This window comes from Bradyrhizobium sp. AS23.2 (assembly GCF_001908185.1).
Lineage (GTDB): Bacteria > Pseudomonadota > Alphaproteobacteria > Rhizobiales > Xanthobacteraceae > Bradyrhizobium.
Genome location: NZ_LGHM01000020.1, coordinates 1 through 22,231, shown reverse-complemented (window position 1 = coordinate 22,231; position 22,231 = coordinate 1). Strand labels below are relative to the sequence as shown.

The 22,231-nt window shown below is 64.5% G+C and carries 18 protein-coding genes; 12 read left to right on the top strand and 6 right to left on the bottom strand.

The annotated features are described in order from the left end of the window. Positions 1-33: 33 nt before the first annotated feature. Both ccmB and ccmA read right to left on the bottom strand, forming a co-directional pair. A complete protein-coding gene (gene ccmB, locus AC630_RS04120; RefSeq protein WP_074117198.1) occupies positions 34-702 on the bottom strand; it encodes a heme exporter protein CcmB in 669 nt (222 codons plus the stop codon). Between the two features lie 378 nt (positions 703-1,080). Continuing rightward, positions 1,081-1,683 carry a heme ABC exporter ATP-binding protein CcmA gene (ccmA, locus tag AC630_RS04115; RefSeq protein WP_074117207.1) on the bottom strand — a complete coding sequence of 201 codons (603 nt, stop codon included), beginning with the start codon at positions 1,681-1,683 and terminating at the stop codon, positions 1,081-1,083. A 243-nt stretch (positions 1,684-1,926) separates the two neighbouring features. Here ccmA and acnA point away from each other — a divergent pair, with 243 nt between their 5' ends. The 3 genes from acnA to AC630_RS04100 all read left to right on the top strand — a co-directional run bounded on the left by acnA (position 1,927) and on the right by AC630_RS04100 (position 6,575). Beyond that, entirely contained in the window at positions 1,927-4,647 is a 2,721-nt protein-coding gene (gene acnA, locus AC630_RS04110) for an aconitate hydratase AcnA (RefSeq protein WP_074117197.1), read from the top strand. Positions 4,648-4,868: 221 nt separating this feature from the next. Beyond that, positions 4,869-5,645 carry a DUF1223 domain-containing protein gene (locus tag AC630_RS04105; RefSeq protein WP_074117206.1) on the top strand — a complete coding sequence of 259 codons (777 nt, stop codon included), beginning with the start codon at positions 4,869-4,871 and terminating at the stop codon, positions 5,643-5,645. 561 nt (positions 5,646-6,206) lie between these two features. Beyond that, entirely contained in the window at positions 6,207-6,575 is a 369-nt protein-coding gene (locus tag AC630_RS04100; RefSeq protein WP_074117196.1) for a DUF2794 domain-containing protein, read from the top strand. A 165-nt stretch (positions 6,576-6,740) separates the two neighbouring features. Here AC630_RS04100 and AC630_RS04095 read toward each other — a convergent pair whose 3' ends face one another. From AC630_RS04095 to AC630_RS04080, 4 genes are all read right to left on the bottom strand, one after another. Continuing rightward, complete coding sequence (locus tag AC630_RS04095) at positions 6,741-7,271, bottom strand: GNAT family N-acetyltransferase (protein WP_074117195.1); 531 nt, start codon at positions 7,269-7,271, stop codon at positions 6,741-6,743. Positions 7,272-7,534: 263 nt separating this feature from the next. After that, positions 7,535-8,326, bottom strand: coding sequence for a Bax inhibitor-1/YccA family protein (locus tag AC630_RS04090; RefSeq protein ID WP_074117194.1), 792 nt, complete (start codon positions 8,324-8,326; stop codon positions 7,535-7,537). A 272-nt stretch (positions 8,327-8,598) separates the two neighbouring features. Next, complete coding sequence (locus AC630_RS04085; RefSeq protein WP_074117193.1) at positions 8,599-11,169, bottom strand: ABC transporter permease; 2,571 nt, start codon at positions 11,167-11,169, stop codon at positions 8,599-8,601. Next, a complete protein-coding gene (locus AC630_RS04080; RefSeq protein WP_074117192.1) occupies positions 11,166-11,888 on the bottom strand; it encodes an ABC transporter ATP-binding protein in 723 nt (240 codons plus the stop codon). The genes AC630_RS04085 and AC630_RS04080 overlap by 4 nt, the downstream gene beginning before the upstream one ends. Positions 11,889-11,943: 55 nt before the next feature. Between AC630_RS04080 and AC630_RS04075 the strand changes: the two genes are divergently transcribed. From AC630_RS04075 to AC630_RS04035, 9 genes are all read left to right on the top strand, one after another. Continuing rightward, complete coding sequence (locus AC630_RS04075) at positions 11,944-12,588, top strand: arylesterase (protein WP_074117205.1); 645 nt, start codon at positions 11,944-11,946, stop codon at positions 12,586-12,588. Between the two features lie 176 nt (positions 12,589-12,764). Beyond that, positions 12,765-13,301: an RNA 2',3'-cyclic phosphodiesterase gene (gene thpR, locus AC630_RS04070; protein WP_074117191.1), complete on the top strand. Its 537-nt coding sequence runs from the start codon at positions 12,765-12,767 to the stop codon at positions 13,299-13,301. A gap of 105 nt (positions 13,302-13,406) precedes the next feature. Beyond that, complete coding sequence (zapE, locus tag AC630_RS04065; protein ID WP_074117190.1) at positions 13,407-14,594, top strand: cell division protein ZapE; 1,188 nt, start codon at positions 13,407-13,409, stop codon at positions 14,592-14,594. 267 nt (positions 14,595-14,861) lie between these two features. Continuing rightward, a complete protein-coding gene (gene mdh, locus AC630_RS04060; protein WP_074117189.1) occupies positions 14,862-15,830 on the top strand; it encodes a malate dehydrogenase in 969 nt (322 codons plus the stop codon). A 220-nt stretch (positions 15,831-16,050) separates the two neighbouring features. Beyond that, on the top strand, positions 16,051-17,247 hold the full coding sequence (sucC, locus tag AC630_RS04055) for an ADP-forming succinate--CoA ligase subunit beta (protein WP_074117188.1): 1,197 nt from the start codon (positions 16,051-16,053) through the stop codon (positions 17,245-17,247). A gap of 4 nt (positions 17,248-17,251) precedes the next feature. Beyond that, positions 17,252-17,731, top strand: a complete 480-nt coding sequence (locus AC630_RS04050) for a DUF1579 domain-containing protein (RefSeq protein ID WP_074117187.1) — start codon at positions 17,252-17,254, stop codon at positions 17,729-17,731. A gap of 33 nt (positions 17,732-17,764) precedes the next feature. Next, positions 17,765-18,649 (top strand): succinate--CoA ligase subunit alpha, encoded by an 885-nt coding sequence (sucD, locus tag AC630_RS04045; protein ID WP_074117186.1) that lies wholly within the window; start codon positions 17,765-17,767, stop codon positions 18,647-18,649. A 137-nt stretch (positions 18,650-18,786) separates the two neighbouring features. Beyond that, complete coding sequence (locus tag AC630_RS04040) at positions 18,787-21,744, top strand: 2-oxoglutarate dehydrogenase E1 component (RefSeq protein ID WP_074117185.1); 2,958 nt, start codon at positions 18,787-18,789, stop codon at positions 21,742-21,744. 228 nt (positions 21,745-21,972) lie between these two features. Beyond that, on the top strand, positions 21,973-22,231 hold a 259-nt coding region (locus AC630_RS04035), incomplete at its 3' end, for a biotin/lipoyl-containing protein (protein ID WP_283808385.1).

The window sequence follows — 22,231 nt, the reverse complement described above, 5'->3', positions numbered from 1 at the left end:
AAAGGCCGCAGCGAAAATTGATCGGGGTCAAGGTCAGTCAAGTCCGTGCCGAAGGCTCGCCGCGGCCGCGAAAGGGCCGATCACGAGGCTGACCAGCGACAGCGCGCACAGGATCGAGAACGGCGCGCCGAACGACAACGGCCCTACGATCACGGCCTGCGAGGCCGCAACCCCGAAGATCAGCACCGGGATCGACAGCGGCAGCACCAGCACCGCCATCAGAAGTCCGCCGCGGTGCAGGGTCACCGCCAGCGCCGCGCCGATCATGCCGGTGAAGGTCAGGGCCGGGGTGCCGGCCAAAAGCGTCAGCGCCACCGCGCCGGTTGCGACCATGTCGAGGTTGAGCAGCAGGCCCAGCACGGGGGTTGCGACAATCAGCGGCAGGCCCGCGGCCAGCCAATGCGCCAGCGCCTTGGCGGCGCAGGCGAGTTCCAGCGGTGTCCGGCTCATCGTGATCAGGTCGAGCGAGCCGTCCTCATGGTCGGCCATGAACAGCCGGTCCAGCGTGAGCAGGCTCGCCAGCAGCGCACCGAGCCATAGGATCGCCGGCCCGAGCCGCGACAGCAGCGCCAGGTCCGGTCCCACCGCGAACGGCATCAGCACCACGACGGTCAGGAAGAACAGTACGCCGATCAGCGCCCCGCCGCCGACGCGGAGCGCGATCCGGACGTCCCGGCGAATGAGGGCGGAAAGAGCGGTCATGGGGTGGCCCTTTCAGCGGAATACGAACCTGCGTCAGCGGCAAACCCCGGGCACACTGCGCTCCCTCCCCCCTTGTGGGGGAGGCATAGGCCGCCTCCGGCGGCCGTCCTCTTAAGAGACGCCGAAGCGAAGCTTCGGCGATGGGAGGGGGGTAGCCCCAGGAGGGATGCTTGAGGCGGGCGGGCCGGCAGCAACAAAGCGTCTGCCGCTTTAACGCTAGAACCGACGGGCCCTGCCGTGCGGCCCCCCCCTCCCTGACCCTCCCCCGCAAGGGGGAGGGAACGGTGAGAGCGGAGCCCGGCCTCGAGTGGTGCCGAGGGAGCGAGGGTTGTGCCGGCAAAAGCCGGGCGCCCGAGAAAAGCTGAGGGTCCGCGAACTTCATGCCGTGCCCCCGATTCGCAGCTCCCGCGATTCGATACCGAGCGGGGCGTGGGTGGCGGCGATGATCAGGCCGCCGCGGCCGAGATGATCGCGCATCAGGCCGCCGAACATGTCCTGGCCGGCGACATCCAGCGCCGTGGTCGGCTCGTCCAGCAGCCAGACCGGGCGGCGAACGGTCAGCAGGCGGGCCAATGACAGCCGGCGGCGCTGGCCGGCAGACAGGAAAGCGGCGGGCAGGTGGGTGGCGTGGTCGAGGCCGACGGTTGCGAGGCTTTGGGCGGCGTCGCAGCGCTCGCCCCCGAGAAAATCAGCCCAGAATGACAGATTCTCCGCCACGCTGAGCGCCGGCTTCAGGGCGTCGCGATGGCCGAGATAGTGGCACTGCTCCGGCAGCGTCAGTTCGGCATCGCCCCCATCCAGCGCGATCTTGCCGCCGGCCGGAATGAGCAGGCCCGCGATCAGCCGCAGCAGCGAGGTCTTGCCCGATCCGTTGCGGCCCACGACCGCCACGGCTTCGCCGGACGCAGCCTCGAAATCGAGCCCGGCGAACACCTCGCGGCCGCCCCGCACGCAAACGACTCCGCGTCCGGACAGCTGCATCTTGCCTCGTATCAACCCGTTCAAAGCCAGGCCTCAGGAAATCTTGGGGTAGCGCATGGGAATTTTTGGCTCGCGGATTGCTGCGGCACGTTTGTGGCTGTGGCGGCGCGGTTAGAAAGCTTCTATAAGCCCGGAACTACTTGATGCAGCAACTCAACCTGCCCCTGCAAGCGACCCAGCCGGATTCGCTGACGGTGTTAAAATACCCCTTGCCGGGTATAACTAACAATTGGGATTTCCTACATGACCTCGCTCGACAGCTTCAAATGCAAAAAGACCCTCAAGGTCGGCGCCAAGACCTATGTCTATTACAGCCTGCCCACGGCCGAGAAGAATGGTCTGAAGGGAATTTCGAAACTTCCCTACTCGATGAAGGTCCTGCTTGAGAACCTCCTCCGCAACGAGGACGGCCGCTCGGTCAAGAAGGAGGACATCGTCGCGGTGTCCAAATGGCTGCGCAAGAAGTCTCTGGAGCATGAGATCGCGTTCCGCCCGGCGCGCGTCTTGATGCAGGACTTCACCGGCGTGCCGGCGGTGGTCGACCTCGCCGCGATGCGCAACGCGATGCAGAAGCTCGGCGGCGATGCCGAGAAGATCAATCCGCTGGTGCCGGTCGACCTCGTCATCGACCACTCCGTGATCGTGAACTTCTTCGGCGACAACAAGGCCTTCGCCAAGAACGTCACCGAGGAATACAAGCAGAACCAGGAGCGCTACGAGTTCCTGAAGTGGGGCCAGAAGGCGTTCTCGAACTTCTCCGTCGTGCCGCCCGGCACCGGCATCTGCCACCAGGTCAATCTCGAATATCTCTCTCAGACGGTCTGGACCAGGAAGGAGAAGATGACGGTCGGCAAGAAGACCGGCACCTTCGAGGTCGCCTATCCTGACTCGCTCGTCGGCACCGACTCCCACACCACCATGGTCAACGGTCTCGCCGTGCTTGGCTGGGGCGTCGGCGGCATCGAGGCGGAAGCCTGCATGCTCGGCCAGCCGCTGTCGATGCTGCTGCCCAACGTCGTCGGCTTCAAGCTGAAGGGCGCGATGAAGGAAGGCGTCACCGCGACCGACCTCGTGCTCACCGTCACGCAGATGCTGCGCAAGCTCGGCGTCGTCGGCAAGTTCGTCGAGTTCTTCGGCCCCGGCCTCGACAATCTCTCCGTCGCCGACAAGGCGACGATCGCCAACATGGCTCCTGAATATGGTGCGACCTGCGGCTTCTTCCCGGTCGACGCTGCCGCGATCGATTATCTCAAGACCTCCGGCCGCGCGCCGGCGCGCGTCGCGCTGGTGCAGGCCTATGCGAAGGCGCAAGGGCTCTTCCGCACCGCCAAGTCGGCCGATCCGGTGTTCACGGAAACGCTGACGCTCGACCTCGCCGACGTCGTTCCTTCGATGGCCGGTCCGAAGCGCCCCGAAGGCCGCATCGCGCTGCCGTCGGTGGCCGAAGGCTTCTCGCTTGCGCTCAGCAGCGAGTACAAGAAGGCCGAAGAGCCGGCGAAGCGCTTTGCCGTCGAAGGCGAGAAGTACGACCTCGGCCATGGCGACGTCGTGATTGCCGCCATCACCTCGTGCACCAATACCTCGAATCCGAGCGTGCTGATCGGCGCCGGCCTGCTCGCGCGCAATGCTGCCGCCAAGGGGCTGAAGGCCAAGCCGTGGGTGAAGACCTCGCTTGCCCCGGGCAGCCAGGTGGTCGCGGGCTATCTCGCCGATTCCGGTCTGCAGAAGGATCTCGACAAGGTCGGCTTCAACCTGGTCGGCTTCGGCTGCACCACCTGCATCGGCAATTCCGGCCCGCTGCCGGAGGAGATCTCGAAGTCGATCAACGACAACGGCATCGTCGCGGCCGCAGTGCTCTCCGGTAACCGCAACTTCGAAGGCCGCGTCTCGCCGGACGTCCAGGCGAACTATCTGGCCTCGCCGCCGCTGGTCGTCGCCCACGCGCTCGCGGGCAGCGTGACCAAGAACCTCGCGGTCGAGCCGCTCGGCGAGGGCAAGGACGGCAAGCCGGTGTACCTGAAGGACATCTGGCCGACGACGAAGGAGATCAACGCCTTCATGAAGAAGTTCGTGACCGCGTCGATCTTCAAGAAGAAGTACGCCGACGTGTTCAAGGGCGACACCAACTGGCGCAAGATCAAGACGGTCGAGAGCGAGACCTATCGCTGGAACATGAGCTCGACCTATGTGCAGAACCCGCCCTATTTCGACGGCATGAAGAAGGAGCCGGAGCCGGTCACCGATATCGTCGAGGCGCGCATCCTCGCCATGTTCGGCGACAAGATCACCACCGACCACATCTCGCCGGCCGGTTCGATCAAGCTCACCTCGCCCGCGGGCAAGTATCTCAGCGAGCACCAGGTCCGTCCCGCCGACTTCAACCAGTACGGCACGCGGCGCGGCAACCATGAAGTCATGATGCGCGGCACCTTCGCCAACATCCGCATCAAGAACTTCATGCTCAAGGGCGCCGACGGCAACATTCCGGAAGGCGGTCTCACCAAGCACTGGCCCGACGGTGAGCAGATGTCGATCTACGACGCGGCGATGAAGTACCAGCAGGAGCAAGTGCCGCTGGTCGTGTTCGCCGGCGCCGAATACGGCAACGGCTCCTCGCGCGACTGGGCTGCGAAGGGCACGCGTCTGCTCGGCGTGCGCGCCGTGATCTGCCAGAGCTTCGAGCGCATCCATCGTTCGAACCTCGTCGGCATGGGCGTTCTGCCGCTGACCTTCGAGGAAGGCACCTCGTGGTCGTCGCTGGGTCTGAAGGGCGACGAGAAGGTCACGCTGCGCGGTCTCGTCGGCGATCTGAAGCCGCGCCAGAAGCTGACCGCGGAGATCGTCTCGGGCGACGGTTCGTTGCAGCGCGTTTCGCTGCTGTGCCGCATCGATACGCTGGACGAGCTCGACTACTACCGCAACGGCGGCATCCTGCACTATGTGCTGCGCAAGCTCGCGGCGTAAGCGCGGATTTGTGAACGGTGGCTCACTGCGAAGTGAGTAGAAGGTTAAACGAAGGCGGCCTATCAAATGGCCGCCTTCGCACGTTTGCGGCATGCTTCGGATGGGCCCGTCCGGCGGAAAACTCCGCCGAGGACGGTTGGATGTGCCGCGCCCCCGTAGGACTACGGTGACCATCAGGCGATAAGATCTCCCCCAACGAATGACGATGTGTGACGTTCGACATGACTGGAATGATGGCTTCTAATCTGGTTTCGCGCTGGTCCGGTGCATTTTGGTCGGGAGCGCTCAGCATCTGTGCCATCGTCGCCATCATCCGCCCCGCGCACGCCGATCCCCGCGCCGTTGTCGAATTGTTTACCTCGCAGGGCTGCTCGTCCTGCCCGCCCGCCGACAAGATCATTGGCGATCTTTCCAGCGATCCTTCGATCATCGCGCTGAGCATGCCGATCGATTATTGGGACTATCTCGGCTGGAAGGACACGCTGGCGGATTCGCGCTTCTCGGCGCGGCAGAAAGCGTATTCACGCATGCGCGGCGACCGCGAGGTCTACACGCCGCAGGTCGTGGTCAACGGCTCCGCGCATGTCATCGGCAGCGATCGCGCCGGCATCGAGAATGCGATCGGCAAGACCGACAAGAGCACCGGCGTGATGAGCGTGCCGGTGACGATGTCGCTCTCGGGCAAGCAGATCAATGTCTCGGTGGCCGAGAGCAAGGAGCCGGCGGCCTCGCACGGCGAAGTCTGGATCTGCTCGATCGCCAACTCGGTGCCGATCTCGATCGGGCGCGGCGAAAATCGCGGACAGCAGATTACCTATCACAACGTGGTGCGCAATTTGCTCAAGGTCGGCGATTGGAACGGGCGTCCGGAAAGCTGGACGGTGCCGATCGAGAACCTCACGCGCGACGGCGTGGACGGCGCGGTGGTCTATGTCCAGGACGGCAGCCGCGACAAGCCCGGCCCGATGCTGGGCGCGGCGTACACCTCGCTGCATTGAAGTAATTGGATCGTCGTCTCCGAAGATTTGGCCTTCGTCATTGCGGGGCGCGCCTTTTGGCGCGGGCCCGGAACCCATCGATCCAATTTTCAAAATGAGAAATGGATTCTCAGATGCGCAATTGCGCATCGTAGCTCGCGCTTCGCGCGCCCCGGAATGACAGTCGGCAGAAACACCCGACACAAAAAAAAGGACCAACTCGCGTTGGCCCTCTCCTTGCGGTGCGTACAGACCCGATCCCATCGACCCCGGGGGGCTGGGGGCTGAGGAATCCGGAACCGAAAGGACCGGGTCAACGCACATAGGTCTTCTCGCAATGCAGGGCGGCAGTCGCTAGGCGGAAAAGAGGCGATACTATGATTCCTGCTAACGATCCCGTGACGGTTTGCCGCTGACAAATTCTACTTTTGCGTGTGCGTCGATGCCGACCCGATTCAACGGGTTGAGTATGGTTCCCCTTGCGGTGGGGAACGGTTGGCGCAATCATGCAATTGTCATGATCCGCGGTTCCGGGGGCGGTCTTCGCGAATGCGATCATGCAGATGCGACAGGAGGCGCTCCATGAATCTGTCGGAGGATGCCGATCCGAGCGAGCTGCGCGCGGCGGCGCGCCCCGCCGCTGCGAACGCGCAGCCGAACCGGGTGACGTTCAACCGGCTCGAATTGCACCGAATTCTCAATCTGTACGGTCGCATGGTCGCCGATGGCGAGTGGCGCGACTATGCCATCGACTTCCTGAAAGACCGGGCCGTGTTCTCGGTCTATCGCCGCGCCTCGGAAGTTCCGATCTATCGCATCGAGAAGGACCCGCGGCTCGCGCGCAAGCAGGGCATGTACAGTGTGATCTCGGCGACCGGCCTGATTCTGCGGCGCGGCCATGAACTCGAGCGGGTGCTGCTGGTGATCGATCGCAAGCTGGCGGTGGTTTAGCCAGGATCTGGTAGCCCGGATGGAGCGCAGCGCAATCCGGGCCGTCGAATCAGTAGCCGTAGGGTGGGCAAAGGCGCAACGCGCCGTGCCCACCACATTCCCGAATTGTCGCGGCATCGGTGGGCACGCTTCGCTTTGCCCACCCTACGACTACGACAGTAAGCCTTACTTTCCCGGCACGCTCGTCCCGCCCTCGCCGAGGTCGCGCTGCATCATCACCGTGTCGAGCCAGCGGCCGAATTTCAGCCCGACATTGGGATGCGTGCCGATCATCTTGAAGCCGCACTTGGTGTGAACGCCGATCGAGCCGGCATTGGCGGAATCGCCGATGACCGCGATCATCTGGCGGAAGCCGCGCGCCTCGCATTCGGCAATCAGCCGCTCCAGCAGCAACAGCCCGACGCCGCGGCGGTGGAACGAGGGATCGAGATAGATCGAATTCTCGACCGTAAAGCGGTAGGCCGGCCGCGGCCGGTAGGCGCCGGCATAGGCATAGCCGGCCACGCGGCCGTCGAGGATGGCGACGAAATAGGGATAGCCGCCGTCGACCAGCTCGCGATAGCGGCGCGTCATCTCGCCAAGGTCAGGCGGTTCCAGCTCGAACGTCGCGGTGCCCTCGCGGACGGCCTGCTGGTAGATGGCGGTGATGGCAGGGAGGTCGGCCTCTAGGGTGGGCCTGATATCAGGTGCGGACATGAGGGAAGACTAGAGCCTTCCCGTGGTCGCCGGAAGGGGGCCCCCGGCGTCGCCTCATCGTCATTGCGAGCCACCGGGTCCGCGCGTGGCGCGGCCCGATGACAGGCTCCGCGAAGCAATCCAGAAATGCATCCGCGGACACGCTCTGGATTACTTCGTCGCAAGGGCTCCTCGCGATGACGGCGGCTGGGGGAGGCGCCCGGCCTAAACAAAAACCCCGGCCTTTCGGCCGGGGTTCGTGTCCGTTCTCTCAGGTCTATCGCTTAGTCGCGCTGGCCGAGGAGCTGCAGCAGCAGCGTGAACAGGTTGATGAAGTTCAGGTACAGCGACAGCGCACCGCTGATCGCCGCACGCTCTGCGATCTCACCGCCGGCCGAAGCGTAGCCGTAGATGTAGTCGTTCTTCAGCCGCTGCGTATCCCAGGCGGTGAGGCCAGCGAACACCAGCACGCCGACCACCGACACGATGAACTGCAGCGCCGAGCTGGCCAGGAACAGGTTCACCAGGCTCGCGATGATGATGCCGATCAGGCCCATGAACAGGAACGAGCCCATTCCGGTCATGTCACGCTTGGTGGTGTAGCCGTAGAGGCTGAGCGCACCGAAGGTGGCCGCGGTGATGAAGAACACGCGCACGATCGAGGTGTGCGTGAACACCAGGAAGATCGACGACAGCGAGATGCCCATCAGCGCCGAGAACACCCAAAACAGGATCTGGGCGGTCGAGGGGGCGAGACGGTTGATGCCTGCGGAGATCACGAACACCATCGCGAGCGGCGCCAGCATGAACAGCCATTTCAGGGGGCTCACGAACATCGCGTAGCCGAACGGCGTCAGGAACAGCTTGCCGACGCGGACGGCGTCCGCGGTCGGAACGTCCGTCACGGCGGCCATGTAGACGCCGAGCGCGGCCAGGCCGGTGATGGCGAGGCCGATGCTCATGTAGTTGTAGATGCGCAGCATGTAGGCGCGCAGGCCGGCGTCGACCGTCGCGGCGTCAACACGCCCGGCGGCCCTGCCGAAAGGAGAAGCGTAGTTACGGTCTAGGTCCGACATGGTCGAATTCCCGTTGGTTGGCCCGGTCCGGCATGAGGGTCGCCATACCGCCGGTTCGTCAAATTCTATCTCGGATACCGATGTCTGCCGACATTAAATTTGGCTAACAATCGGGGCTCCGAACCCATTCGATATGTGGGAAACTAACACATTCGCTGCAACCGTCCACGCGCGGCCGAATGTCGCCCTCGGCCCACAATCCTGACGGGTAGGCCTGGTTAATCGCAGGAATCGTGCGATTCCGATCCCGCGCGGCCGCCCGCTACATTTTGTCACAAATTCCGCAACACCGTAGCGGGCTTTTTGTTCAACGCCAGGAGCGTGCCGGCGAGCCCGAGCCCGACCGTGACGATGAGGGCGGCCGCGACCACGCCGGCCGCGCTGCCGGCCTGCCAGACGAAGCTCAGCGTCATCAGCCGCGTCACGATCATCCAGGCCGCGATGCTGCCGGCGATCACGCCGAATACCGCAGTGGCAAGCCCGATCAGGAGGTATTCGAGGGCATAGGCGCCGAGCAGCCGCAGCCGCGTTGCGCCCAGGGTCTTCAGGATCACCGCATCGTAGACCCGGTGGCGGTGGCCGGCGGCAAGTGCGCCGCCCAGCACCAGGATCGCCGAGATCAGGGTCACGGCGCTGGCGCCGCGGATCGCCAGGGCAAGATTGGTCACGACGGAGCCGACGGTCTCCATCACCTCGCGTACGCGCACGCTCGTCACCATCGGATAGGCGTCTGCGACCTGCTTGATGATCTGGCCGTCGCCCGCCGCGTCGCCGCCGGCTTCGGTCAGGGTCGCGATGTGGGTATGCGGCGCGCCCTTGAAGGCATTCGGCGAGAACACGAGGACGAAATTAATGCCCATCCCCTGCCAGTCGATGTTGCGCAGATTGCTGATCTTCGCGGGAATGTCGCGGCCGAGCACGTTGACCACGACTTCGTCGCCGACCTTGAGGCCGAGCCCGTCCGCAATCTTCTTCTCCATCGAGACCAGCGGCGGGCCGGAATAATCGGTGCTCCACCACTCGCCTTCGACCACCTTGGAGCCCTTCGGCAACTCGCTGGTATAGGTCAGGCCGCGGTCGCTCTGCAGCACCCATTCGGAATCGGTGGTCGGCTTGAGATCCTCGGCGCGGACGCCGCGCGCGGCGACGATGCGGCCGCGCAGCATCGGCACGTCCTCGACCTTCGCGCCGGGGGCGATCTGGCGCAGATAACCGTCGAACTGCTCGGCCTGCGTGCTCGGGATGTCGATGAAGAAGAAGGACGGAGCCCGATCCGGCAATGCGGCCAGGAACTGCCGGCGCAGATTGCCGTCGATCTGGGTGATGGTGACGAGCACGGCGAGCCCGAGCCCCAGTGACAGCACGACCGAGGGCGTGAGCGCGCCCGGCCGGTGGATGTTGGCGATTGCAAGCCGCAGCATCGGCAGCCGCGTCCGGGGCAGCCGCCGCGCGATCGTCATCAGCAGGGCGGCGATGCCGCGCAGCAGGGCGAATACGACGACGGAGGAGGCCACGAACACCGCGGCGATGCGCTTGTCGAAGGACAGGCCGATCACGACCGCGATGAGCAGCGCGATCACGACGCCCATGAATACGAGATAGCTCCAGCGCGGCCGGTGCCATTCCGAGCTGATGGTGTCGCGGAACAGCGCCGCCACCGGCACGTCGTGCACGCGGCCGAGCGGCCACAGGCCGAAGGCGAGCGCGGTCAGAAGGCCGTAGATAAAGGACAGCGCGAGCTCGTCGGCATGCACGGCCGGAATCACCGGCAGCGGCAGCAGCTTGCCGAATAGGCCGACGATGGCGAAAGGCATGGCGGCGCCAAGCGCAAGGCCGATCACCGAGCCGATCGCAGCCAGCAGGATGACTTGCGCCAGGTAGATGCCGAACACATCGCGGCCGGTGGCGCCGACGGCCTTGAAGGCCGCGATCACCTCGAGCCGGCGGTCGATATGGCTCTTCACGGCATTGGCGACGCCGACGCCGCCGACCAGCAGCGCGGCGAGGCCGACCAGCGTCAAAAACTGCGTGAAGCGGCTGATGTTGCGCTCGAGCTGCGGCGAGGCATTGGAGCGGCTGCGGATCTCCCAGCCGGCCTGCGGCGCGGCGCTGCGCGCATCCGCGATGAAGGCTTCGGTGGCGCGCTCGTTGTTGGCGGTATCAGGCAGTTTCACCCGGTAGACCCAGCGCACCAGGCTGCCGGGTTGGATCAGGCCGGTGGCGCGCAGGCCTGCTTCGCTGATCAGGAAGCGCGGCCCGAAACCGATCCCGCCGGCGAGCTTGTCGGGCTCGGCTTCGACCGTGCTGCGGATCTGGAAGGTTGCGCTCCCGATGGTGACGCGGTCGCCGGTCTTGAGGGAGAGACGCGCCAGCAGCGTCGGATCGGCGGCCGCGCCGAAGGCGCCGTCGCGCATCGCGAGCAGATCGGACATCGGCAGCGGCGGCGCCAGCGTCAGCTGGCCGAGCATCGGATAGGTGTCGTCGACCGCCTTCATCTCGACCAGCGCGAGCTTGCCCTCGGCCGAGCGCGCCATGCCGCGCAGGGTCGCGGCGGTGGAGACGGTGCCGCGCGAGCGCAGGAAGGCGACCTCCTCTGGCTTGGCCTCGCGCTGGAACAGCACGAAGGAGACGTCGCCGCCAAGCAGCGTGCGGCCTTCGCGGGCGAGACCGTCGCTGAGGCTCGCCGAGACCGAGCCGACGCCGGCGATCGCCATCACGCCGAGCGCGATGCAGGCGATGAAGACGTAGAAGCCGCGCAAGCCTCCGCGCAATTCGCGCATCGCGTAGCGTAGTGACAACGCGACGGCGTTGGGCTTCGCGAACGATTGGGCCGCGACGCTCATGCCGGCGCAGACTGCGTGTCGATGCGACCCGAACGCAGACGAATGACGCGATCGCAGCGATGCGCGAGCGAGGAATCGTGCGTCACCAGCACCAGCGTCATGCCGCGCTCGGCGTGCTTGCCGAACAGGAGATCGACGATCTGTTTTCCGGTCGCCTCGTCGAGATTGCCGGTCGGCTCGTCGGCGACGAGGATGGCGGGATCGGGCGCCAGCGCGCGCGCGAGCGCGACACGCTGCTGCTCGCCGCCGGAAAGCTGTGTCGGGTAGTGATGCAGGCGATCACCGAGCCCGACCGATTGCAGCTCCTGCGCCGCGCGCTTCGCAGCGTCAGGATTTCCAGCGAGTTCGAGCGGCACGGCGACGTTCTCCAGGGCCGTCATGGTCGGAATCAGGTGAAAGGACTGGAAGACGATGCCGACCTGGCGGCCGCGAAAGCGGGCGAGCGCATCCTCGTCGAGGGCATTGAAAGGCGTGCCGCTCACCACCACCTCTCCGCTATCAGGACGCTCCAACCCCGCCATCACCATCAGCAGCGTGGATTTGCCCGAGCCTGACGGGCCAATCAGGCCGATCGCCTCGCCCGAGGCGACCCGCAGGCTGATATCCTTGAGGATGTGAACGCGTGCCGCGCCCGTACCCAATGAGAGATTGACGTTGGAGATGGCGATGGTGTCCGCGGCGGTGCCGGCGAGCGAAGAGGATTCGATGCGACTGTCCATGGTCCGGTCATATGGCAACTCCGCCAGCGCGGTCGAGAGGCGTTACGGATTGTTCATGCACATAGCCGTGTTGATGTTCGCTTTGATGACGGTCGTGAATTCGGCGTGGGCCGAGGGGCAGCCGGCGGGGAAGCCGGTCAAGCTCGTCGTTCTCGGCGATTCCCTAAGTGCCGGCCTCGGCCTCCCGGCCCAGGAGGCATTCCCGGCAAAGCTCCAAAAAGCCTTGCAAGCCAAAGGTATAGCGATCGACATGACCAATGCCGGGGTGTCTGGGGACACTTCGTCGGGCGGCCGCGACCGGCTTGACTGGTCGGTGCCGGATGGAACCGACGGCGTCATCGTCGAGCTTGGCGCCAACGACGCGCTGCGCGGCATCGATCCCGATCTGACGCGCACTGCGCTGAGCGACATCGTCCAGCGTCTCAAGGCGCGCAAGATCCCGGTGATGCTCTGCGGCATGCAGTCGCCGCCGAATTACGGGGCCGATTATGCGGCGCGCTTCAATTCGATTTATCCGGATCTGGCGAAGAAATTCGACGTGCCGCTCTATCCGTTCTTCCTCGACGGTGTCGCGGCCGACGCTAGGCTCAACCAGGCCGACGGCATTCATCCGACCGCGGCCGGTGTCGACATCATCGTTGGCAAGATCGTGCCCATGGTGGAGGCATTCATTGGCACGATAAGCGAGCAACGACGTTGAAAAGCGGGCGGCGCCAACCGCAATTCCCAGGGTTTTCCCGGGAGGATGCGCGCAGCGCTTCGCAGGGTCACACAACTGCGATAGGAATCAGGGTACCGGTGATTCGTCGCCGGCTCTAATTTGGATGTGGTCCTTGCTTCTCAAGGGCCGCACCCAAGCATCGGGAGTGCTGAACGATGCCACGTTTGTTCACTGGTCTGGAAATTCCGGCCGAGATCGGCCAGTCGCTTTCCAACTTGAGGGGCGGCCTTCCCGGCGCCCGGTGGATAGATCCCGAAAATTATCATGTCACCTTGCGCTTCATCGGCGATATCGACGGCATGTACGCCAACGAGATAGCCTCGATGCTGTTTCGCGTGAATCGCAAACCGTTCGAGGTGAAGGTCCAGGGACTCACGAGCTTCGGTGGCCGCAAGCCGCGCGCGGTGGTCGCGACGATCGCGCCGAGCAAACCGCTGATCGAATTGCAGGCCGAGCTCGAACGCATGATGCAGCGGATCGGCCTCGATCCTGAGGGCCGCAAATTCATCCCGCATGTCACGCTGGCCCGTCTGCACGACGCCTCCGACCGCGACGTCGCCGACTATCTCTCGCTGCGCGGCTATTTCCCCAGCAAGGCGTTCATGGCGGAGCGCTTCGTGCTGTTCTCGTCGCGCGCCTCCACCGGCGGCGGGCCGTATGTGGTCGAGGACGCCTACGAGCTGTGTGCTTAGGATAGCTCTCGTGTTCCGGACGCAGCGCGCCCGGGACACGAACGCATAGCGCCCCGCACCAATTGACGGCTTGCAATTTCCGCCCGTCTCTGGCGGTAAAGAGCCATGCTCTCGACCCCCATTTCCTCATTCGACGAGGCGTATCAGGCCGAGATCGCCTCTGGCGCGATCGAGCCCGATGCCGCGCAAGCCGAAATCGCCGAAGCCTATGCAGCGCTCGACCTGCGGCTTGCGAATTACAACCCGCAGCGCAAGCCGGGCCTGCTCAGCCGACTGTTCAACGGCGGCGACAAGGACGATGCGCCGCACGGGCTCTACGTCCACGGCGAGGTCGGCCGCGGCAAGACCATGCTGATGGACCTGTTCTTCCAGCACTCCTCCGTCGAGTACAAGCGCCGCGCGCATTTCCACGAATTCATGGCCGAGGCGCATGAGCGCATCTACGACTACCGGCAGAGCATCGCGCGCGGCGAGATCGCCGATGGCGACGTCATCGCGCTGACGGCGAATGCGATCTTCGCGGAGAGCTGGCTGCTCTGCTTCGACGAATTCCATGTCACCGACATCGCGGATGCGATGATTCTCGGCCGCCTGTTCGCGAAGCTGTTCGAGCTCGGCACTGTGGTGGTCGCGACCTCCAACGTCGCGCCCGACGATCTCTACAAGGGCGGCTTGAACCGCGCGCTGTTCCTGCCCTTCATCAAGCAGATCACCGACCACATGGACGTGCTGCGGCTCGACGCGCGCACCGATTTCCGGCTGGAAAAACTCCAGGGCGTGCCGATGTGGCTGACGCCGGCGGATGGCGATGCGGACGCAGCGCTCGACCGCGCCTGGTCGAAGATGACCGGGCACGCCAAATGCAAGTCGCACGATATTCTGATCAAGGGCCGCACCCTGCACGTGCCGTGCTCAGCCCATGGCGTGGCGCGGTTTTCGTTCGCCGATCTCTGCGAGAAGCCGCTCGGGGCATCCGACTACCTCAGGCTCGCGCACGATTATCACACCATCCTGGTCGACCATATTCCAGTGATGGACTTCTCCCAGCGCAACGCAGCCAAGCGTTTCATCACGCTGATCGATACGCTCTATGACAATGCCGTGAAGCTGATGGCCTCGGCCGATGCCAACCCGATATCGCTGTACATCGCCGACGAGGGCAATGAGGCCAACGAGTTCAAGCGGACCGCCTCGCGCCTGATCGAAATGAGCTCGGAATCCTATCTGGCGCTGCCCCACGGCCGCAAGGATTCCACCGCCAGCGGCTCCACCAAGGGGCTGGTGGAGACTTAAGTCCTATTTCACGATCTTCGCCGGTGTCATTCCGGGGCGTCGCGAAGCGACGAGCCCGGAATCCATTCATCGGCGCGCTCTGTTGCCCGATGGATTCCGGGCTCGCCCGCGCAACGGCGCGGACGCTCCGGAATGACAGCTCTGCGCTGCTGGCCGGAAATTCGCCAAGCCCGACAAATGGGCATCCACCGACTTGAACGGGGGAAGCGAAAGGGATAACCACCCTCTCAGTTTTCCCCTCCTTACGTGTCTAAAGGACAGGTTCACATGGCGCGCGACAAGATTGCTTTGATTGGCTCCGGTCAGATCGGCGGAACGTTGGCTCATCTCATCGGCCTGAAAGAACTGGGCGACGTGGTGATGTTCGACATTGCCGAGGGCGTGCCGCAGGGCAAGGCGCTCGATATCGCACAGTCTTCGCCGGTCGACGGCTTTGACGCCAACTACAGCGGCGCCAATTCCTACGAGGCGCTCGACAACGCCAAGGTCTGCATCGTCACCGCCGGCGTGCCGCGCAAGCCCGGCATGAGTCGCGACGACCTCCTCTCCATCAACCTCAAGGTCATGGAGCAGGTCGGTGCCGGCATCAAGAAGTACGCTCCCGATGCCTTCGTCATCTGCATCACCAACCCGCTCGACGCGATGGTGTGGGCGCTGCAGAAGGCCTCGGGCCTGCCGCACAAGAAGGTCGTCGGCATGGCCGGCGTGCTGGATTCGGCGCGCTTCCGCTACTTCCTGGCCGACGAGTTCAACGTCTCGGTCGAAGACGTCACCGCCTTCGTGCTCGGCGGCCATGGCGACACCATGGTGCCGCTGGTGAAGTACTCCACCGTCGCCGGCATTCCGCTGCCCGACCTCGTCAAGATGGGCTGGACCTCGCAGGCGCGCCTCGACGAGATCGTCGACCGCACCCGCAACGGCGGCGCCGAGATCGTCAACCTGCTCAAGACCGGCTCGGCCTTCTACGCACCTGCCGCCTCCGCGATCGCGATGGCCGAGAGCTATCTGCGCGACAAGAAGCGCGTGCTGCCCAGCGCTGCCTATCTCAACGGCGAGTACGGCGTGAAGGACATGTATGTCGGCGTGCCCGTCGTGATCGGCTCCAAGGGTGTCGAGCGTGTCGTCGAGATCGAGCTCGCCGGCAAGGACCGCGAGGCCTTCGACAAGTCGGTCGGCGCGGTGCAGGGCCTGGTAGACGCCTGCAAGAAGATCGCACCCGATCTTCTCGGCCGCTAAGCGCGACAATCCCCGCCGAAGATCGAAAACCCGGTCTTCGGCGGTTTCATTTCCGGACCCCGGCTGACCGGGCGGGTTCCGGGCAAGTCCAATGATCTCGCAGTCCAGAGATCTCGATGTCATAGAATCCGGGTTGCAGTTCCTGTGGTATATGGTATGCCAGCCACAAGACTGAGGTGGGCCCTTGGGGTCACCGCCCGCGGGTTCAGGGAGCGACCATATGAATATCCATGAGTACCAGGCCAAAGCGCTGCTGAACGAGTTCGGCGTGCCGATCTCGAAGGGCGTGCCCGTCCTGAAGCCGGCCGACGCGGAAGCCGCCGCCAAGGCCCTCCCGGGCCCGGTCTGGGTGGTGAAGAGCCAGATCCATGCGGGCGGTCGCGGCAAGGGCAAGTTCAAGGAAGCTTCCGCCGGCGACAAGGGCGGCGTCCGCATCGCCAAGTCGGCCGCAGAGGTTTCCGAATTCGCCAAGCAGATGCTCGGTGCGACCCTCGTGACCGTGCAGACCGGCCCGGCCGGCAAGCAGGTCAACCGCCTCTACATCGAGGACGGCTCCGACATCGACAAGGAATTCTACCTTTCGATCCTGGTCGACCGCGAGACCTCGCGCGTCTCCTTCGTCGTCTCGACCGAGGGCGGCGTCAACATCGAGGACGTCGCGCACAACACGCCCGAGAAGATCGTCACCTTCTCGGTCGATCCCGCGACCGGCATCATGGGCCATCACGGCCGCACCGTCGCCAACGCGCTGAAGCTCTCCGGTGATCTCGCCAAGCAGGCCGAGAAGCTCACCGCGCAGCTCTACGCGGCGTTCGTCGCCAAGGACATGTCGATGCTGGAGATCAACCCGCTGGTCGTGACCAAGCAGGGTCAGCTCCGCGTGCTCGACGCCAAGGTGTCGTTCGACGACAACGCGCTGTTCCGTCATCCCGAGGTGCTCGCGCTGCGCGACGAGACCGAGGAAGACGCCAAGGAAATCGAGGCGTCGAAATACGACCTCAACTACGTCACGCTCGACGGCAACATCGGCTGCATGGTCAACGGCGCCGGTCTCGCCATGGCGACGATGGACATCATCAAGCTCTACGGCATGGCGCCAGCCAACTTCCTCGACGTCGGCGGCAGCGCCAGCAAGGAGAAGGTCGCGGCCGCGTTCAAGATCATCACCGCGGATCCCAACGTGAAGGGCATCCTGGTCAACATTTTCGGTGGTATCATGAAGTGCGACGTGATCGCCGAGGGCGTCACGGCCGCCGTGCGCGAGGTCGGCCTCAGCGTGCCGCTGGTGGTTCGCCTCGAAGGCACCAATGTCGAACTGGGCAAGAAGATCATCCGTGAATCCGGCCTGAACGTGGTGCCGGCCGACAATCTCGACGACGCCGCGCAGAAGATCGTGAAGGCCGTCAAGGGAGGCTGAGGCCATGACCCAAGACCATCTCGCCGCATCATCTCCGCTTGCAGAGCACGCGCGTCTCGCCGCGTTCGTCGGCGAATGGAATGGCGAAGAGGTGGTCTTCCCGTCGCGCTGGACCGAGGGCGGGCCGGCCACCTCGCGCACCGTCGCGCGCATGGATCTGAACGGATTCTATCTGATCCAGGACAGTGTCCAGATGCGCGACGGCAAGCAGATCTTCGCCACCCACGGCATCTTCACCTACGACCGCGACGACCGGACTTACAAACTGTTCTGGTACGACTCACTCGGTTACACGCCGCCCTCGCCCGCTTCGGGTGGCTGGGTTGGCAAGACCCTGACGCTGGTGCGCGGCTCGCTCCGCGGCAATGCGCGCCACGTCTACGAGATCATCGACGACAACTCCTACTCGTTGAAGATCCAGTTCTCGCCGGACGCGGAAGGCTGGGCCGACGTGCTCACCGGCGTCTATCGCCGCATCCATTGACCTCTCACTAGTTAGTTCGCGAAAGCAGACCTCATGTCCATCCTGATCGACAAGAACACCAAGGTCATCTGCCAGGGCTTCACCGGCAAGAACGGCACCTTCCACTCGGAGGCCGCGATTGCCTACGGCACCAAGATGGTCGGCGGCACCTCGCCGGGCAAAGGCGGCTCGACGCATCTGGGCCTGCCGGTGTTCGACACCGTGCGCGATGCGCGTGAGAAGACCGGCGCCGATGCGTCCGTGATCTATGTGCCGCCCCCGGGCGCGGCCGACGCCATCTGCGAAGCCATCGACGCCGAGGTCCCGCTGATCGTCTGCATCACCGAAGGCATTCCGGTCATCGACATGGTGCGCGTGAAGCGCTCGCTGATCGGCTCCAAGTCGCGCCTGATCGGGCCGAACTGCCCGGGCGTCATGACCGCCGGCGAATGCAAGATCGGCATCATGCCCGCCAACATCTTCAAGACCGGCAGCGTCGGCATCGTCTCCCGTTCCGGCACGCTGACCTATGAAGCGGTGTTCCAGACCTCCCAGGAAGGCCTTGGCCAGACCACCGCGGTCGGCATCGGCGGCGACCCGGTCAAGGGCACCGAGTTCATCGACGTGCTGGAAATGCTCCTGGCAGACCCCAAGACCGAATCGATCATCATGATCGGCGAGATCGGCGGTTCCGCCGAGGAGGACGCCGCCCAGTTCCTCAAGGACGAGGCCAAGCGCGGCCGCAAGAAGCCGATGGTCGGCTTCATTGCTGGTGTCACCGCGCCTCCCGGCCGCCGCATGGGCCATGCCGGTGCGATCATCTCCGGCGGCAAGGGCGACGCTGGTTCCAAGACCGAAGCGATGAAATCGGCTGGAATCACCGTCTCTCCGTCGCCCGCTCGCCTCGGCCATACGCTTGCCGAAAAGTTGAAGGGCTAATTCACTCCTTCGTGCTTTTCCGGGCGAAGTTTCGCAGCAAATAGGATAAACGGTGCCTGTCGCGTCGGGCCTCTGCCGGGGAGCCCGACGCCAGCGCCGTTTGTTATGCGCGAACCGAAATCGCCAGGAACTCAAGTATGTCTCGCCAGGACGCGAACGCAGCCTTTGCCCTCTCATCCTTTTTGCAGGGCACCAACGCCACCTACATCGACGAAATCTACGCCCGCTACGAGAAGGACCCGTCCTCGGTCGACGCCGAGTGGCAGGAGTTCTTCAAGAGCCTCAACGACCAGCCTGGCGACATCAGCAAGAACGCCGAAGGCCCGTCCTGGGAGCGCGCCAATTGGCCGCTGACGCCGCAGGACGACCTGACCTCTGCGCTCGACGGCAATTGGGTCGAAGTCGAGAAGGCGGTCGGCAGCAAGATCGCCGCCAAGGCCCAGGCCAAGGGCGCTGAAATCTCCTCCGCCGACGTGCTTCAGGCGACGCGCGACTCCGTGCGCGCCCTGATGCTGATCCGCTCCTACCGCATGCGTGGTCACTTCCACGCCAAGCTCGATCCGCTCGGCATCGAAGCGCCGCGCAACCGCGAAGAGCTCGACCCGCGGACCTACGGCTTCACGGAAGCCGATTTCGATCGCAAGATCTTCCTCGATCACGTGCTCGGTCTCGAATACGGCAGCTTGCGCGAAATCACGGCGATCTGTGAGCGCACCTACTGCCAGACGCTCGGCGTCGAGTTCATGCATATCAGCAATGCCGCGCAGAAGGCCTGGATCCAGGAGCGCATCGAGGGGCCGGACAAGGAGATCTCTTTCACCCGCGAAGGCCGACGCGCGATCCTGACGAAGCTGGTCGAAGCCGAAGGCTTCGAGAAGTTCTGCGACACCAAGTTCACCGGCACCAAGCGCTTCGGTCTCGACGGCGGTGAAGCGCTGATTCCGGCGCTCGAGCAGATCATCAAGCGCGGCGGCAATCTCGGCGTGAAGGAGATCGTGTTCGGCATGCCGCATCGCGGCCGCCTCAACGTGCTGACGCAGGTGATGGGCAAGGCCCATCGCGCGCTGTTCCACGAGTTCAAGGGCGGCTCGGCCAATCCCGACGCAGTCGAAGGTTCGGGCGACGTCAAGTATCACCTTGGCGCCTCGTCGGACCGCGAGTTCGACGGCAATAACATCCATCTGTCGCTGACCGCGAACCCCTCGCATCTCGAGATCGTCGATCCCGTGGTGCTCGGCAAGGTCCGCGCCAAGCAGGACCAGCACGGTGATCCGCCGGACATGCGCATCTCGGTGATGCCGCTGCTGATGCACGGCGACGCAGCGTTCGCCGGCCAGGGCGTGGTTGCGGAATGCTTCGGCCTGTCGGACCTGAAGGGGTACCGCACCGGCGGCTCCGTCCATTTCATCGTCAACAACCAGATCGGCTTCACCACCTATCCGCGCTATTCCCGCTCTTCGCCGTACCCGTCGGACGTCGCGAAGATGATCGACGCGCCGATCTTCCACGTGAACGGCGACGATCCGGAAGCCGTGGTGTTCGCGGCCAAGGTCGCGATCGAGTTCCGGCAGAAGTTCCACAAGCCCGTCGTCATCGATATGTGGTGCTATCGCCGCTACGGCCACAATGAGGGCGACGAGCCGGCGTTCACCCAGCCGGTGATGTACAAGCGGATCGCGGCCCACCCCTCGACACTCACGCTCTACTCCAAGCGCCTGATCGCCGAAGGCGTGGTTACCGAGGGTGAGGTCGACAAGCTGAAGGCCGACTGGCGCGCGCGTCTCGACGCCGAGTTCGAGGCCGGCGCCTCCTACAAGCCGAACAAGGCCGACTGGCTCGACGGCAAGTGGTCCGGCTTCAAGATCGCCGACCAGGAAGAGGACGCGCGTCGCGGCGTCACCGGCGTTGATATTTCGATCCTCAAGGATATCGGCCGCAAGATCACCAAGGTGCCGGATGGCTTCCGCGTCCACCGCACCATCCAGCGCTTCCTGGAAAACCGCTCCAAGGCGATCGACAACGGCGTCGGGATCGACTGGGCGACCGGCGAGGCGCTGGCGTTCTGCACGCTGCTCAACGAAAACCATCATGTCCGCCTGTCCGGACAGGATTCGGAGCGCGGCACGTTCTCGCAGCGTCACTCGGTCCTGATCGACCAGGAAGACGAGAGCCGCTACACGCCGTTCAACCATCTCGGTCACGAGCAGGGCCATTACGAGGTCATCAACTCGCTGCTGTCGGAAGAAGCCGTGCTCGGCTTCGAATACGGCTATTCGCTCGCCGAGCCGAACACGCTGACACTGTGGGAAGCCCAGTTCGGCGACTTCGCCAACGGCGCGCAGGTCGTGTTCGACCAGTTCATCTCGTCGGGCGAGCGCAAATGGCTGCGCATGTCCGGCCTCGTCTGCCTCTTGCCGCACGGCTATGAGGGCCAGGGACCGGAGCACTCCTCGGCGCGTCTCGAGCGTTATTTGCAGATGTGCGCGGAAGACAACATGCAGGTGGTCTATCCGACCACGCCGGCGAACTACTTCCACGTGCTGCGCCGCCAGCTCCACCGCGAGATCCGCAAGCCACTGATTCTGATGACGCCGAAGTCGCTGCTGCGCCACAAGCGGGCGGTGTCGCGTCTCGAAGAGCTGGCGAAGGGTACGACCTTCCACCGTATCCTGTATGATGACGCCCAGATGCAGCCGAGCGAAGCGCTCAAGCTCGTTCCGGACGAGAAGATCCGCCGCATCGTGCTCTGCTCCGGCAAGGTCTATTACGACCTCTACGAGGAGCGTGAGAAGCGCGGCATCGACGACATCTATCTGATGCGCGTCGAGCAGCTCTATCCGGTGCCACTGAAGGCGCTGGTGGCCGAGCTGTCCCGCTTCAAGAAGGCGGAAGTGGTGTGGTGTCAGGAAGAGCCGCGCAACATGGGTGCGTGGCACTTCATCGAGCCCTATCTGGAATGGGTGCTGAACCAGGTGCACGGTGCGAGCCGGCGTCCGCGTTATGTCGGCCGCGGCGCTTCCGCCGCGACCGCCACGGGTCTGATGTCGAAGCATCAGGCGCAGCTGAAGGCGTTCCTGGACGAAGCATTGAGCTGAACTTTTTGAACTGCGTCATGCCCCGCCACCCGTCTTCGCCAAGAGGCTTCGCCGAGGTCCGGTATCGGGCTCGCCGAAGCTTTAGCGAAGGCGGCAAGCGGGGCATCCAGCAGCATGTTGTGTCGTCGTATCGCGTGCGAACGTCACGGCCTGCTGGAGCGCCTGCTGTTCGCGGGCGATGACATCGGAATTCATGACCGCACTGGCGATCTCCTTAAGGAAAAGACCATGACTGAAATTCGTGTGCCGACGCTCGGCGAATCCGTCACCGAGGCCACCATCGGCCGCTGGTTCAAGAAGGCCGGCGATCCCGTCGCCGTCGACGAGCCCTTGGTGGAGCTCGAGACCGACAAGGTCACCATCGAAGTCCCGGCGCCCTCCGCCGGCACGCTGAGCGAGATCATCGCTGCCGATGGCGCAACCGTCGCGGTCGGCGCGCTGCTCGGCCAGATCACCGACGGTGCCGGCGCCGCCAAGCCGGCCGCTG